The following is a 15242-nucleotide window of genomic DNA, read 5'->3' on the forward strand; positions in this document are numbered from 1 at the left end:
TGGGACAAGCTCTGCCTCGTACTGGCATGCCTATTGCCTCATTCTTGGGCCACAGCAGGGAGATGGTGCCTTGGAACGTTTCTTCGGCCTCGCCGAGCGCGGAACAACCCCGCGCCGCGAGGTGCTGGCCGGCCTCGCGACTTTTCTGACCATGGCCTACATCGTCGTGGTCAACCCCGGCATCATGGCTGCCGCCGGCATCGACCATGGCGCGGCCTTCGTGGCCACCTGCCTCGCCGCCGCCATCGGCTCCGCGCTGATGGGGCTGCTGGCCAATTATCCCATCGCGCTGGCGCCGGGCATGGGGCTGAACGCCTACTTCGCCTTTGCCGTGGTCGGCGCCATGGGCGTGCCATGGCAGGTGGCACTGGGCGCGGTGTTCCTGTCGGGCATCATCTTCTTTGCCGTTTCGCTGGCCGGCTTCCGCGAGTGGCTCATCAACAGCATTCCCATCTCGCTGAAGCTGGGAATTGCCGCAGGCATCGGGTTCTTTCTGGGCCTGATCGGCTTGCGCGGCATGGGGCTTGTGGTGGACAACCCGGCCACGCTGGTGAGCCTGGGCCCGCTGGGCGAGGCTGCGACGCTGATCTCCTGTGCGGGCTTCGTGTTGACGGCCGGCTTGGTGGCACGGGGCGTCACCGGAGGCATCGTCATCGGAATCCTGGTGACGGCGCTGCTGGGCCTTCCTTTCGGACTGACCCAGTTCAATGGCATTTTTTCCCTGCCGCCTTCCCTGGCACCCACCTTCCTGCAGATGGACCTGGCCGGAGCTCTGGGGCTCGGCTTGGTGGGCATCGTCTTCACATTCTTTATCGTCGATCTTCTCGACAATGCCGGCACGTTGATCGCGACAACGCACCGCGCCGGGCTGATGCGCAAGGATGGCTCGGTGCCGCGGCTTGGACGGGCGCTGATGGCCGATTCCGGCGGCGCGATGATCGGCGCGGCACTCGGCACCTCGACCACCGTGTCCTACATCGAGAGTGCGGCGGGGGTCCAGGCAGGCGGCCGCACCGGCCTCACGGCGCTGACCGTTTCGGCGCTGTTCCTGCTGACGCTGTTCCTGGCGCCCTTGGCGACCTCGATCCCCGCCTTCGCCACGGCGCCGGCGCTGCTGCTGGTGGCCTGCCTGATGACGCAAGGGCTGCGGGACATCGACTGGGACGACGCCACCGAATTCATGCCGGCCGCGATCACCGCGCTGTCCATGCCCTTCACCTTCTCGATCGCCACCGGCATCGGCCTCGGCTTCATCAGCTACGCGCTGATCAAGCTGGTGGCGGGAAAGGGGGCGCAGGTCGGCGGGGCCGTCTGGCTGATCGCGGCGGCGTCCGCGCTTAAGTTCTCACTTCAGGGATAATGTTGGGCCGGAGCGGCATGCTCCAGCCCAACCATCGTTCAGCCGGGCGCCTCGGCCAGTTCCAGTAGCGCTTCGCCGTTGCGCCGCTCGCGCGCCATCTGGTTCTGGCTGCCGCACCGCGGATCACCGAGTGCGCTGCTGCCAGGGCTTACCGCCTGCAGCTTGGCCTCCACGCGGCAGACCAGCTTGTTGTCCTTGGACCCCGCGCCATTCCAGCGCCGGACCGCCGCGGCCCAGTCGCCCGCGGCCTCGTAATGCCCGCGCAGGTAGCGCGCCGCCCAATCCGCGGCGCGTCGGGGATCAAGTGGCCAGTCGCTGCCATTGCGTGCGTGCACTTTGGCATTCACCTGGACGCAGCCGGCCATGACCGATTCCCCGGCCGAGGACCGGGCCAGCAGCGCCCGGGCTTCAGCCCGTGAATCGGGATAGTAGGCCTGACCGCCGATGTTCAGCGCGTGAGCATGCAGGCCGGATTCGGCCAATGCCACGGCCACCAGCAGGCCATCAGGCAAGTCGTACTTCGCCTCAGCCGCACGGACGGCATCGAGGCATGCCGAACGGGGCCCGGCTTCCGCGGGGCGGCTCAGCATCAGAGGTGCGCAAAGCAGGGCGACACCCATTGTTAAACCCGTCAGCCACTGATGTGGGATCCTACGGGGGAAAGCGGTGTTGCCTCTCGGGCGAGGCGGTAAGGCGCTCCTTGCCTCATGGCAGTGGAACGCCGCGGGGCTTGGGCGGCGCGCAAGCGCCGTCCTGCGGATCGCGGACGTCATCCCTTCTCGCTACCATGGCGCGCATGCCAGGGGAACCTCAATCGCAAAGAGCTCAGCTTTTCAGACGAATGTCTACGGAAGGCTAAGAGCGCTTGCTCAGGCAGGTGCCGCCGCACGCCGGCGATCTCGCGCACCAGCTTGACCCTCATGGCGCGGGCGAAATCCTCCCGCCCTGCCGCGGTGACAACGAAGCAGCCCGGCCCACCGATCACCTCCGCCTCGTACTGCGCGGCCAGGCCGGGTCGGTAGGCATTCTCGATCGCCAGCGCATTGATGGTGAGCCCCTGCGCCACCGCGGCGTCGCGCGCCACGGCGGCCGGGCGGCGGCTGCGCATGTCGCCGGCATCGCCGGAAAGATCGATGACGCCGCGCATCGCCTCGAAGGGGCAGCCGGCAATCTCCGCCACGGCATGATCGATGGCGTCGCCGATCGCGTTGTAACTCTGCAGCGACCGTGGCGCTTCGCGAAAGGCCGCGGCCAACTTCCCCGCGGAGGCAGCGTCGCGGACCGTGCGCCAGGGCACCACTGTCACCGCGCCGCCCGGCGCGCCCCATTCCACCATGGCCAAGGCGACGCCGCCCAGCGGGCCGCCCGTGATGGCGGCCAGAACGGCCGGGTGTGTCACCGCTTCGGCACAGCCCTCGCGCTGCAGCTTGAACTCCGCCTCGGCAATGCTGCCCGAAGCATCCACTGCCAGAACAAGTGCAACATCGACCTGATCCGCAGCGGTGGCGGAACGGACTGGCGGCGCGCTTAGGCCGAGCATGGCGGCGCCGAGTAGGGGACGTCGCAGCATCCTGTCGCTCCCGAGGGTGGCACCGGCGAAACACGGCACTGGAAGAAGTTTGGGTCCAGGTCGTTGGCCCCGCAAGGCGGTGGGTCCCAGCTTCCGGCCCCTTGGTGCCCCTTTGCCGAGGCCGGCAACGCCGTCGCCGGATGCACGCATGCCGCTGCGTTGGGCAGGCCAGGGTCGTTAAGGCCAAAGCGGGGTGAAATCTCGCGTGAAGGCAGCTTGCGCGGAGAGGTTACGCGCGTTCAACTCGCAAGAGACTTCCAGAGGGCCCGATCCGCGAGGGGCCATTGCCTGATCCTTGCGTGATCTTTCATGAGGACGCCGGAACGAACGTGCCCGAACGCACCACCCCCGCTTTCGACGAGATGCATGCCGATGGCGGCATCCGCCCTCCCTACGAGGAGATGGCCCGATTTCTCGAAGCGGCCGGTCAGCCCGCGCTGGAACAGAAGCGGCGGGAAGCGGAGGTGCTGTTCCGCCGCATCGGCGTCACCTTTGCCGTCTACACAGAGGGTGGCGATCCCGAGCGGCTGATCCCCTTCGACGTGATTCCGCGCATCCTGTCGCGCTCCGAGTGGGACCGTTTGTCGCGTGGGCTGGAGCAGCGGGTGCGGGCGCTGAACGCTTTTCTTGCCGATGTTTACGGACCGCAGGAGATCATCAAGGCGGGCCGCATTCCGGCCGAGTTGGTGTTGCAGAACGAAGGCTATCTGCCGCAGATGGCGGGTTTCACCCCGCCGGGCGGCGTCTACACGGTGATCTCCGGCATCGACCTGGTGCGTACCGGGCCGGACCAGTTCTATGTGCTGGAGGATAATTGCCGCACCCCTTCAGGCGTCTCCTATATGCTGGAGAACCGGGAGGCGATGTTCCGTCTCTTCCCCGAGATCTTCTCCCGCCACCGCGTGGCGCCCGTGTCCCACTACCCCGAGGAATTGCTGGAAACGCTGAAGAGCCTGGCGCCGCCCGCGTGTCAGGGCGATCCGCGGGTGGTGGTGCTGACGCCGGGCTCCTACAACAGTGCCTATTACGAGCATTCCTTTCTGGCCGACGAGATGGGCGTCGAGCTGGTCGAGGGCGCGGACCTGTTCGTGCGCGACAAGGTGGTGTTCATGCGCACAACCGCCGGACCCCGGCGGGTGGACGTCATCTATCGCCGCATCGACGACGATTACCTGGACCCTCAGGCCTTCCGGCCCGACAGCGCTCTGGGCGTCGCCGGGCTGATGGAGGCATACCGCGCAGGCAACGTCACCCTGGCCAACGCACCGGGCGCCGGGATTGCCGATGACAAAGGCATCTACCCTTATGTGCCCGAAATGGTCCGCTTCTACCTCAAGGAGGAGCCGATCCTGGCCAATGTGCCGACCTTTATGTGCGAAGGGGAGGCGGACCGGGACTATGTTCTGGCTAATTTGGACAAGCTTGTTGTGAAGCTTGCGCGGGGCTCCGGAGGCTATGGAATGCTGGTGGGGCCGCATGCGACGGAAGCGCAACGGGCCGATTTCGCCACCCGCATTGCTGCCCGGCCGGGAGACTACATCGCGCAGCCGACCCTGGCGCTCTCCACCGTGCCCACCCTTTGCGAAGCCGGCATCCAGCCGCGCCATGTCGATCTGCGACCCTTCATCCTGTTCGGCCGCCGCATCCGCATGGTGCCGGGCGGGCTCACCCGGGTGGCGCTGCGGGAAGGCTCGTTGGTGGTGAATTCCAGCCAGGGCGGCGGCACCAAGGATACATGGGTTCTGGATGAGGGAGCCTTCCAGTCGCAGGGACCGGGCGGCATGGTGCAGAGCCTGGGCGGCATGACGCAATCGCTTGCCGATCCGGGTGCCGCTCCGCCGGACGACGCCGCCGGGCAGGAGGCGCGCTGATGCTGTCGCGCACCGCGGACAGCCTGTTCTGGCTGGGCCGCTATTCGGAGCGGGCGGGCAATGTGGCGCGCGGCCTTGGCGCCACGCTACGCATGGCGCTGATGGCCGAATCGCACGGTGCCGCCGAGGGAGAATGGCGCGCACTGATGGTGGTAGCGGGCTGCGAGTCGGAATTCCGTGAACGTCATTCCGCCATGGCCCAGGCTGAATCCGTCCGGTGGCTGACGCTCGACCTTGCCAACTCTTCTGGCATCGCGGCCAGCATCGAGGCGGCACGTCGCAATGCCCGCTCGGTCCGCACCGCGCTGACCGTGGATATGTGGGAGGCGATCAACGACACTTGGATCGAGTTCCGCCGCTTCGATTCGGCCGCCATCATGGGCGACCAACTGCCGGGATTCCTGGAATGGGTGAAATCGCGCACCCTTCTGTTCAATGGCGCGGTGGGCGACACCATGCTCCGCGACGACGCCTGGCGCTTCACCCATCTCGGCACCATCCTGGAGCGGGCCGACAACACGGCGCGGCTGCTGGATGCCCGCCACGGCTCGTTCGGCCCGGATGCGGGGGAAGATGCCGCCTGTTATGCGCATTGGCAGGCAGTGCTGCGTTCTGTGGGTGCCCTGAGAGCCTACCAGCATGTGTATCATGCCCGTCTGGAACCCGGCCGGGTGGCGGAGTTGCTGTTGCTGCGGCCGGAACTGCCTCGCTCTCTGCTGGCCTGCTACGGCCGTGTGGAGGCAACCTTGCAGGAGATTGCCGTCGCGAATGGCGGCGACAGGGGCGAATGCCACCGCCTGGCCGGTGCCTTGCACGCCCGGCTGCGCTTCGGCCGGGTCGAAAGCATCATCGGAGCTGGCCTGCACGACTTCCTGACCGAAGTCATTGACGACAACATCACCTTGGGTCAGGAAATCGCCGCGCACTATTTGAACGGCCGGGAGCCCTGAAGCGCGGCGTCGGCGCCAAGTCTCCCTGTCGGGACGGAACGGCCGGGAGACTTGCATGACCTATTGCGTCGGTCTGTGGCTGCGGCAGGGGCTGGTGATGCTGGCCGATACCCGCACCAATGCCGGGGTGGATCACATCTCGAGCTATTCCAAGATGTACACTGCGGTGGTGCCGGGCGAGCGTATGCTCTGCCTGATGGCGGCCGGCAATCTTGCCATCACCCAGGCGGTTTGGAGCCGATTGCAGGAAGGTGTGAGGCTGGATGGCGAGGTGCACACGCTGAGCAGCGTCGGCAGCATGTTTCGCGCGGCGCAGCTGGTGGGTGCGGCCATCCGCTCAGTTTACGACACCGATGGCGAGATGATGGAGAAGCAGGATGTGCGGTTTTCCGTGTCCATGTTGCTGGGAGGCCAGATCGCCGGCGGGGCGATGAAGCTTTACCTGCTCTATTCCGCCGGCAACTTCATCGAGGCGACGGTCGACACGCCCTTTCTGCAGATCGGCGAGCACAAATACGGCAAGCCGATCCTGGACCGGGCCCTGAAGCATGACACCGGCCTCGATGACGGGGTCAAGCTGGTGCTGGTCAGCATGGACAGCACGCTGCGCTCCAACCTGACGGTCGGTATGCCACTCGACCTGCTGGTCTATCAGGCTGGCAGCCACCATGTACGGCTGCAGAGGCGGATCACTGAGGACGACGCTTACTTCCGCGGTTTGCGCGATTGCTGGTCCGTGGCTTTGCGGGACTCCTACCGCCGGATACCGGATCCTGGTTGGCTCTAGGGTCGATCAAAGCCAAGTCTCACTTCCGCGTGCAGAGCCAGGTCAAAATGCGCGCGGCGTCTCACATTTTGCGCCGGATTGGCCTACTCCGGCACCACCCCACTTGCCGCAGGAAAGGCCGAGCCGAGATGCGCCGAGCAGCCCCGACCCATGCCTACCGAAACCCCAAGCCACGGGGACGCCGCGCGCCCCGTTTCCTTGCCTCCCTTCTTGCCCCGTTGGTGTCGCTGCCCTTGTTGGCAGCACCGGTCGCCGCGCAGGCGACGCCACTCAGCACCTATGCCGCGAACGACCCTGCGCTGGTGGGCAAGTTCGAGAACTGGCTGGGCTGCCGGGTAGACTTTCTGATGGTCTTCACCGACCAGGCCAGCTGGGAAGGCATCGGCTGGCCCTCCTGGTTCATCAACCAGTTCAAGGCGCTGAACAAGCCGACCCTGTGGTCCGTCGCCATGATCCCACGGGGTTCCAGCCTCAAGGAAGCCGCTACCGGCAAGTATAATCGCTACTACGTCTCGGCCGCCAAGTTGCTGGCGCAAACCAAGCCATTTCCGGACGGAACCATTCCCATCCGCATCGGCTGGGAAATGAACGGTGACTGGTTTCCCTGGGCTGCCCAGGGCAAAGAGGCCGACTTCGTCGCCACCTTCCGCCACATCGTGGATTCCTATCGCTCCGTTTCCGATAAGTTCCGCTTCGAGTGGAACGTCAATTACGGCCAGCGCATGGACGTGATGAAGGCTTATCCGGGCGACAACTACGTCGACATCCTCGGCATGGATTTTTACTGGAAGCCGCAATACGAGGGGAATGATCCGGTGAGCGCCTTCGAGAAGATGCGCGACCACCGCGTCGGGCTGCGCTGGCTCGAAGAGATGGCGAAACAGAAGGGCAAGCCGACGGCCTATTCGGAATGGGGGGTCCAGGGCAACAACGCCGCGCCTTTCATCAAGCTGGTGCGCGACTGGATCGCCCAGCATCCCAACGTGCTCTACACCAACTACTGGAACCATGACGCCGACTACGCCGGCACCCTGTCCAGCGGGCGCTGGCCGGCCTCGGAGGCGGCGTTCAAGCAGGCCTTCTGCCCGGCGCAGGGCGGCCCGGCGGAGATCCGACGCTAGGGCAATAGCGAGGCCGGGAGGAGCAGTCCCTCCCGGCCAGCCGAATGCCGACGCTGCCCGAGGCAGCCAAAGCGCGGCCCATGCATTGTGCCGCTATGGCCGCGCCGCACCCTGAGACCTGGATCCGCATCACCCCCGAGGGGCTGTATTGCGAACCAGGCGATTTTCACATCGATCCAGCCCGGCCGGTGCCGCGCGCCATCATCAGCCACGGCCATTCCGACCATGCCCGGCCCGACCATGGCGCCGTGCTCGCCACGCCGGAAACTCTCGCCATCATGACAGCCCGGCTGGGTGAGGGCCGGGCGGGGCTTCAGCAGCAATCCATCGCCTATCACCAGCCTCTGATGCAGAACGGGGTGCGCGTCACCCTGGTTCCAGCCGGTCATGTGTTGGGCTCGGCGCAGGTGGTTATGGAATGGCAGGGCAGCCGTCTGGTGGTCTCGGGCGACTACAAGCGCGAGCCGGACCCGACTTGCTTGCCCTTCGAGCCCATCCCCTGCGACGTGTTTGTCACCGAGGCCACCTTCGCGCTCCCCGTCTTCCGCCACCCGCCAATCGGGCATGAGATCGCGCGGCTGCTGGACAGTGTCGCCCTGTTTCCGGATCGCGCGCATCTGGTCGGGTGTTATGCGCTGGGCAAGTGCCAGCGCGTGATCGCCGCGCTGCGCGAGGCGGGCTTCGACCGGCCGCTCTATCTGCATGGAGCGCAGGCCTCGATGTGCAGGCTCTATGAACGCTTCGGCGTGGCGTTGGGCGAGTTGCGCCCCGTGCCGCGCCCGGCAAAGCGCGGCGAGACGGTTCTGCCGGGTCAGATCGTGCTGGCGCCGCCCTCCGCCGAGAGCAACCCCTGGGCGCGCCGCCTGGCCGATCCGGTGACAGCCGTAGCTTCGGGCTGGATGAGGGTACGCCAGCGTGCCAAGGCACGTGGCGTCGAACTGCCCCTGGTGATCAGCGACCATGCCGACTGGGACGACCTGCTTGCCACCTGCGCCGAGGTCGACGCGCCGGAAGTGTGGGTAACGCACGGGCGGGAGGAGGCCCTGATCCATGCCCTGGACGGGCGCGGGGTGCGCGGCCGGGCCCTGCATCTGGTCGGGCGGGAGGAGGATGAGGGCGGCGATCCCGAGCCGGCTGCTGACACTGCCGAAGGCGAGGAGGCGGCATGAGCCTGCCCGCCTTCGCCGAATTGCTGGAGCGCCTGGTCTTTACCCCCGGCCGCAACGCCAAGCTGGCCCTGCTGAAACGCTGGTTCGCCACGCAGCGCGACCCCGACCGTGGAGTGGCCCTGGCGGCCATCGCCGGGGAGTTGTCGCTGAGCACGGCCAAGCCTTCCCTGGTGCGGGAACTGGTGGCCTCCCGTACGGATCCCGTTCTGCTGGCCTGGAGCCATGACTATGTGGGTGATCTGGCCGAGACGGTGGCGCTGATCTGGCCAGAGCCGGAACACCGGCCCAATCGCCCGCCACCCGATCTGGCAGAGGTTGTGGAGGCGCTGGAACTCGCCGCCAAGGCCGATATCCCCGGGATGATGGCGGAATGGCTGGATCTGCTCGACCCCGGCGGAAGGCTGGCGCTGATCAAGCTGGTGACGGGTGGCTTGCGCGTCGGCGCCTCCGGCCGGTTGGCACGTCAGGCCCTGGCCGACTGGTCCGGGCAGCCGGTCGAGGAGATCGAGGAAGTCTGGCACGGCGTGCCGCCGCCCTATCTGCCGCTCTTCGCCTGGCTGGAGGGCAGGGGGGAACGCCCCGACCCGCGCGACGCGCCGGTGTTCCGCTCTCCCATGCTGGCGCAACCGCTGGAGGCGCCCGACATCGCAGCGCTGGACCACACCGCCTTTCGAGCCGAATGGAAGTGGGACGGCGTGCGCGTGCAGGCCTCCGCGGGGCCTGGCGGGCGGCGGCTCTGGACCCGCACCGGCGAGGACATGTCCGGCGCCTTCCCGGAGATTTTGGAGGCTTTGAATTTCCACGCCGTGGTGGATGGCGAACTCCTGGTGATCCGCGATGGCGAGGTGGCGCCGTTCGCCGACCTGCAGCAGCGGCTGAACCGCAAAGTGGTCGGCGCCAAGATGCTCAAGGACTACCCGGTCGGGCTGCGCCTCTACGACCTGCTGTTTGAAGCCGGCGAGGATCTGCGTGCCCTGCCATTTGACTCACGGCGGGAACGGCTGGAAGACTGGTTTGCCCGCGTGAAGCCGGATCGCATGGACCTGTCGCCGCAGGTCGCCTTCGCCTCCATGGAGCAGCTCTCGGCACTGCGCGACGGTGCCCGCGCCGCTGGCATCGAGGGGCTGATGCTGAAGCGCGGCGACGCCCCTTACATTGCTGGCCGTCCCAAGGGGTTGTGGTGGAAGTGGAAGCGCGCGCCGCTTTCCGTCGATGCCGTGCTGATGTACGCGCAACGCGGCCATGGCAAGCGTTCGAGCACCTATAGCGACTACACCTTCGGCCTGTGGCGTGCCGATGCAAGCGGGGCTGAGGAACTGGTGCCGGTGGGCAAGGCCTATTCCGGCTACACGGATCAGGAACTGGTCTGGCTGGATCGCTGGATCCGCAATCACACCACGGCTCGCTTCGGCCCCGTGCGGGAGGTGGAGAAGGAGCTGGTCATGGAGATCGTGTTCGACGCCGCGCAGCTTTCCTCGCGCCACAAATCCGGTGTCGCCATGCGCTTTCCCCGCATCGCCCGCCTGCGCGCCGACAAGCCCGCCGCCGAGGCCGACCGGCTGGAGTCGCTGATGGCCATGGTCGAAAATCGTCGCGGCACCTGAACAACGCCTTGGCGGCCGATTGGGCGGAACCCGCCGCAGGCTCTGGCGTTGCCATGCGAGACGCCTGAGCCGGAGACCACCATGCTGAAATGGGCCCTGATCTTTCTGGTTATCTCGGTGGTGGCCGGCGCGCTGGGCTTCACCAGAATTTCCTCGGCCGCCGGCAAGGTCGCCCAGATTCTGTTCGCCGTTTTCCTGCTGTTGTTTGTGGTGCTGCTGTTGCTGGCGCTTCGGGCGGGTGAGATCGCCTTCTGAGCGACCTTGGCCGCCACTAGCCTCATTCGCCCTGTTGACGTGCGGCGGCCCGGGGATTATTTCCCGGCTCCTCGGCGCCGCATGGTGCTGAGGATTGTATGGCGGCCTTAGCTCAGTTGGTAGAGCGCCACGTTGTGGTCGTGGATGTCACGGGTTCGAGTCCCGTAGGTCGCCCATCCTTCCCTCACTTCTTCCCGTTTGATCGATACGCTGGCTCGTTGCGTCACCGACGGACCCGCTCCAGCGCCATCAGCAGCGCGCCCGCCAGCAATCCCCAGAACGCCGCGCCGATGCCTAGAAGGGCCAGCCCCGACGCCGAGGTGGCGAAGGTCAGCGTGGCCGCCAGCCGGTGTCGTTCGTCGGCAAGTGCAGCCGTCAGCGCCGCACCCAGCGCGCCCAGCAGCGCCAGACCCGCCACGGCCGTGATCAGCAGCGGCGGCGAAGCGGCGATGAAGGCTGCGGCAAAGGCGCTGCACAAGCCCAGCACGCCGTAGGAGAGAGCCGCGGAGAGCGACGCGATCCAGCGCTGCTTCCGGTCCGGATGGGCGTCCGAGCTGGCGCAGAGCGCCGCCGTGATGGCCGCCAGATTGACGGCATGGCCACCAAGCGGTGCGATCGCCGCGGTCGCGATGCCGGTTGTGGCGAAAAGCGGCCCTGGCTCCGGCCTGTAGCCCTGGCTATGCAGCACCGCGAGGCCTGGCACGTTTTGCGACGCCATGGTGACAATGAACAATGGCACGCCGATACCGATGGCGGCACCGATCTCTGGCCGCGGCATCACCCATTCCAGATGTGGCGCAACATGGCTGAGCGCCGGGATCGGGGTCGCCAGCAGGATCAGCGCCGCGGCTACCGCCACCGCCGCCGGCACGGCGTAAAGCCGGGCGAAGCGCCAGGTGACGGCCCAGACCAGCACCACGGGGAGGGCCAGCGCCGGCATGGCACCCACGGCCCGCATCGGTGCTAGGCAGATCTCCAGCAGCACGCCAGCCAGCATCGCATTCGCGAGGCTCGACGGGATCGAGGCGACCGCGCGGCCGAAACCCTTCCAAAGCCCCGCCAGCAGCAGCAGCAAACCGGCCACCAGAAAGGCGCCGCAGGCCACCGCGAAGCCACCTTCGGGCTGTCCGGTGGCAGCCAGCAGCGCCGAACCCGGTGTGGACCACGCAAGCACGATGGGCATCCGGCGCTTCACGCTGAGCCACGTGCCGAAGCCGGCCTGTGCCAGGCAAAGCGCCGTCAGCCCAGAGGCCGCCTGCCCCGGCGTGGCGCCCATGGCGAGGAAACCCTGCAGCACCACGGCGAAGGAGGAAGCAAAGCCCACCAGCGCCGCCAGCACGCCGGCGACAATCGGCTGCGCCAGGCCTGGGGAAACGTCGGGATGAGGTGGAGCAGACAGGGAATGCTTGGCCATGACGCGCAGCCTAGCTTAGGATTGGATCCAATCAACGATGGGATTTTGGATGGCTGCATCGCCGCTGGACAGGCTGGCCGGCATGACGACGCCGCGCAGAACAGCCGCCGAGCATGTCGAGGCAGCACTCCGCTCGGCCATTCTGGAAGGGCACCTGCCCGCCGGGCTGGCCTTGCGGCAAGAAGATCTGGCTGCACGCTTCGGATTGTCCCGCATGCCTGTGCGTGAGGCGCTCCGGCGCCTGGAGGCGCAGGCCCTGGCCGAATCGGTGCCGCACAAGGGAACGGTGGTGGCCGAGATCTCGGCGGCCGCCATCGCCGACAGCTTCGCCATTCGGGCCGGCTTGGAGCCTGAGGCATTGCGCCTCTCCGCACCCCGGCTCACACCGAGCGATCTCGACGCCGGAGCGGATCTGATCACGCAAATGGAAGGCGAAGACGACTTGGCCCGGCTCGGCGAGTGGAACCGGCGCTTCCATTGCCTGCTCTACGCGCGGGCCGGGCATGCCCGGCTGTTGCGGCTGATTGACCAGGAACTGGCCGTGTTCGACCGGCATCTGCGCTTTTTGCTTGCCATGCGAGGCCGCGAAAGAATGGCGCAGGACGACCACCGCGCCATGCTGCAGGCGCTACGCCTGGGTGATGGAGCGGCGGCGGTGGCGGTGCTGCAACACCATATTCGCGGAGCCGCAGCTGAAATGGCTTCCCTGCTGGAAGCCGAGAAGCATGGGGCGGGCCGGTGCTCCGGATGACCGGATCGTAGCACCGCAGCTGTCTTCGTTCCGTAACAGGATCAACCGAAAACCGTCACCGGAATCACCTATTCGCGCGCTGAAGCGCTGCGCCCCTGCGGCCGCTCACTCAGATAAGCGGAGTCCTGCCATGCCTGAACACACAAAGCCGCTGGAGATCGAGGACATCGGCAGCAACCCCGCGCCGCGTGAAACGATCGGCGAGCTGATCGAACGTCGCCTGTCCCGACGCGCCGCTCTCGGAGGCTTGTTCGGCGCCGCCGCGGCAATCACCTTGTCCGACCAGCTTCTGGCCTCCGGCAGCAGGGCACTCGCCCAGGGCGTCTCGCCAAGCACCCTGGGGTTCCGCGAGATCGCCCACCAGCTGGGCGAGCGCGATGCGGTGCCCGAGGGCTACGAATCACAAGTGGTGATTCGCTGGGGTGACGCGGTGCTACCTGACGCTCCCGCCTTCGACCCCCGCGCGCAAACCGCTGCCGCCCAGGCGACCCAATTCGGCTACAACAACGACTATGTAGATTTCTTTCCGCTGCCGCGCGGCAGCCGCACGGCCACGCACGGCCTGCTTGTGGTCAACCACGAATACGCCGACACGCAGCTGATGTTTCCCGGCATGGGCGACGATGAAACCTCGAGACTGCGTGCCTCGCGCGAACAAGCGGCCGTGGAGATGGCATCGCACGGCCTGTCGGTGGTCGAGATCCGGCGGGACAACGGGCGTTGGGCACCGGTTGCCGAAGGCCGGCTGAACCGCCGCATCACAGCCTCCACCCCCATGCGCATCAGCGGCCCCGCCGCCGGGCACGACCGGTTGAAAACCAGCGCCGACGCCACCGGGACGCGAGTGCTCGGCACGCTGAACAACTGCGCCGGGGGCAACACGCCCTGGGGCACGGTTCTGACCGCCGAGGAGAACTTCAACCAGTATTTCGGCGGCGCCGCGGCCAAGACCGGCACCCAGGCTGCGATGTATAAGCGCTACGGCATTGTCGAGAAGGCGAGCTATTCCTGGCCGCAATACGAGGATCGCTTCAACCTCGACCGCGAGCCCAACGAGCCCAACCGCTTCGGCTGGATCGTGGAGATCGATCCGCACGACCCGGACAGCGTGCCGGTGAAGCGTACCGCCCTCGGCCGCTTCAAGCATGAGGGGTGCACCCATGCAGTCTGCCCCGACGGCCGTGTCGCCTTCTATTCCGGCGATGATGAGCGCTTCGACTACATCTACAAATTCGTCACGGCCCGTCCCTTCGACGCCAACAATCCCCAGGCCAATCGGGACCTGCTGGATGACGGAACGCTTTTCGTCGCGCGCTTCCACGAGGATGGCCGGTTGGAATGGATGCCGCTGGTGCACGGCCAGGGCCCGCTGAGCGCCGCCAATGGCTTCAACAGCCAGGCCGATGTGCTGATCGAGACCCGCCGCGCCGCCGACCTGCTGAAGGCCACTCCGATGGACCGGCCGGAGGATGTGCAGCCCAACCTGGTCAATGGCCGCGTCTACGCGATGCTGACCAACAACACCCGCCGCAAGCCCGAGCAGGTGGACCGCACCAACCCGCGCGCGGCCAACGCCAATGGTCATGTGATCGAGATGATCCCGCCCGGGGCCGGCACGGACAAGGTGGACCACGCCGCGACCGAGGGCCGCTGGGAGATCTTTCTTCTGGCGGGCCGGCCGGGCGTTGATGCCGGGGCGCAGTACCACCAGCAGACAAGTGCCGAGGGCTGGCTGTCCTGCCCCGACAACTGCACCTTCGACGCCAAGGGCCGCGTCTGGATCTCCACCGACGGCGCGCCGTCCACGCACAAGGTGGCGGACGGGCTCTACGCCGCCGATACCGACGGCGCCGGGCGCGCACTGACCCGCCTGTTCTACCAGGCGCCCGTCGGCGCCGAGGTCTGCGGCCCCTGCTTCACCCCGGATGACGAGACCATCTTCCTCGCCATCCAGCATCCGGGCGACAGCAAGGGCAGCTCTTTCGACAATCCCTCCACACGCTGGCCCGACTTCGAGGCCGGGATGCCGCCGCGCCCCTCCATCATCGCCATCACCCGCAAGGGCGGCGGCGTGATCGGCAGCTGAGGCGTCATCGCTTGATTGGCGGGGGCACCGGGGCAATCTGAAGGGCATGAACACCTCTTCACCCCGGCGGCCGCGCCCCTGGCGGGGCGATGCCGCACCAACCCCGGCCGAGCCGGGACCCGGCTCCTGGTCCCCCCCGCGCGAGGCAGGGCCTTGGTCGCCGCTGGGCGCCGTGTGGAATCGCGGTCCCTCCGTGGCCGAGGCTTGGCGCCGCATCGGCGGGTTCCTGCTGCTCGGCCTGTCGCTCTGGCTGGTCGGCGCCGTCGCGTTCATCCGTGCCGTGGCAGGGTTGTTCCAGTGAACG

The 15242-nt window shown here is 67.1% G+C and carries 14 protein-coding genes and 1 tRNA gene; 12 read left to right on the top strand and 3 right to left on the bottom strand.

Going from position 1 to position 15242, the window contains the following annotated elements; genetic code table 11:
* The first annotated feature begins 70 nt into the window (after positions 1-70).
* Complete coding sequence (locus ACFOD4_RS05960) at positions 71-1360, top strand: NCS2 family permease (RefSeq protein ID WP_379595022.1); 1290 nt, start codon at positions 71-73, stop codon at positions 1358-1360.
* A 38-nt stretch (positions 1361-1398) separates the two neighbouring features.
* On the opposite strand, the gene ACFOD4_RS05965 is transcribed toward ACFOD4_RS05960, so the two are convergent.
* Together ACFOD4_RS05965 and ACFOD4_RS05970 are read right to left on the bottom strand one after the other, a co-directional pair.
* A complete protein-coding gene (locus ACFOD4_RS05965) occupies positions 1399-1950 on the bottom strand; it encodes a transglycosylase SLT domain-containing protein (RefSeq protein WP_379595023.1) in 552 nt (183 codons plus the stop codon).
* 179 nt (positions 1951-2129) lie between these two features.
* Positions 2130-2930: a DUF1194 domain-containing protein gene (locus tag ACFOD4_RS05970; protein ID WP_379595024.1), complete on the bottom strand. Its 801-nt coding sequence runs from the start codon at positions 2928-2930 to the stop codon at positions 2130-2132.
* Between the two features lie 329 nt (positions 2931-3259).
* Between ACFOD4_RS05970 and ACFOD4_RS05975 the strand changes: the two genes are divergently transcribed.
* From ACFOD4_RS05975 to ACFOD4_RS06010, 8 genes are all read left to right on the top strand, one after another.
* On the top strand, positions 3260-4801 hold the full coding sequence (locus ACFOD4_RS05975) for a circularly permuted type 2 ATP-grasp protein (RefSeq protein WP_456316876.1): 1542 nt from the start codon (positions 3260-3262) through the stop codon (positions 4799-4801).
* Positions 4801-5751: an alpha-E domain-containing protein gene (locus tag ACFOD4_RS05980; protein ID WP_379595025.1), complete on the top strand. Its 951-nt coding sequence runs from the start codon at positions 4801-4803 to the stop codon at positions 5749-5751. The genes ACFOD4_RS05975 and ACFOD4_RS05980 overlap by 1 nt, the downstream gene beginning before the upstream one ends.
* A gap of 55 nt (positions 5752-5806) precedes the next feature.
* Positions 5807-6538: a peptidase gene (locus ACFOD4_RS05985; RefSeq protein ID WP_379595026.1), complete on the top strand. Its 732-nt coding sequence runs from the start codon at positions 5807-5809 to the stop codon at positions 6536-6538.
* A 128-nt stretch (positions 6539-6666) separates the two neighbouring features.
* A complete protein-coding gene (locus ACFOD4_RS05990) occupies positions 6667-7659 on the top strand; it encodes a glycoside hydrolase family 26 protein (RefSeq protein WP_379595027.1) in 993 nt (330 codons plus the stop codon).
* An 80-nt stretch (positions 7660-7739) separates the two neighbouring features.
* Complete coding sequence (locus tag ACFOD4_RS05995; RefSeq protein WP_379595028.1) at positions 7740-8828, top strand: ligase-associated DNA damage response exonuclease; 1089 nt, start codon at positions 7740-7742, stop codon at positions 8826-8828.
* Positions 8825-10432, top strand: coding sequence for a cisplatin damage response ATP-dependent DNA ligase (locus tag ACFOD4_RS06000; protein ID WP_379595029.1), 1608 nt, complete (start codon positions 8825-8827; stop codon positions 10430-10432). The genes ACFOD4_RS05995 and ACFOD4_RS06000 overlap by 4 nt, the downstream gene beginning before the upstream one ends.
* Before the next feature lie 81 nt (positions 10433-10513).
* Positions 10514-10687 (top strand): DUF1328 domain-containing protein, encoded by a 174-nt coding sequence (locus ACFOD4_RS06005; RefSeq protein WP_379595030.1) that lies wholly within the window; start codon positions 10514-10516, stop codon positions 10685-10687.
* Positions 10688-10788: 101 nt separating this feature from the next.
* A tRNA-His gene (locus tag ACFOD4_RS06010) sits at positions 10789-10861 on the top strand.
* Positions 10862-10910: 49 nt separating this feature from the next.
* Here the strand turns inward: ACFOD4_RS06010 and ACFOD4_RS06015 are convergent.
* Positions 10911-12101, bottom strand: coding sequence for a benzoate/H(+) symporter BenE family transporter (locus tag ACFOD4_RS06015; RefSeq protein WP_379595031.1), 1191 nt, complete (start codon positions 12099-12101; stop codon positions 10911-10913).
* A gap of 49 nt (positions 12102-12150) precedes the next feature.
* Between ACFOD4_RS06015 and ACFOD4_RS06020 the strand changes: the two genes are divergently transcribed.
* The 3 genes from ACFOD4_RS06020 to ACFOD4_RS06030 all read left to right on the top strand — a co-directional run bounded on the left by ACFOD4_RS06020 (position 12151) and on the right by ACFOD4_RS06030 (position 15239).
* A complete protein-coding gene (locus ACFOD4_RS06020) occupies positions 12151-12852 on the top strand; it encodes a GntR family transcriptional regulator (protein ID WP_379595032.1) in 702 nt (233 codons plus the stop codon).
* A 130-nt stretch (positions 12853-12982) separates the two neighbouring features.
* Positions 12983-14938, top strand: a complete 1956-nt coding sequence (locus tag ACFOD4_RS06025) for a PhoX family protein (protein ID WP_379595033.1) — start codon at positions 12983-12985, stop codon at positions 14936-14938.
* A gap of 46 nt (positions 14939-14984) precedes the next feature.
* Entirely contained in the window at positions 14985-15239 is a 255-nt protein-coding gene (locus ACFOD4_RS06030; protein ID WP_379595034.1) for a hypothetical protein, read from the top strand.
* The last annotated feature ends 3 nt before the right edge of the window (positions 15240-15242 follow it).

Origin of the sequence: Teichococcus globiformis (assembly GCF_042646265.1) — a bacterium.
Taxonomy (GTDB): domain Bacteria; phylum Pseudomonadota; class Alphaproteobacteria; order Acetobacterales; family Acetobacteraceae; genus Pseudoroseomonas; species Pseudoroseomonas globiformis.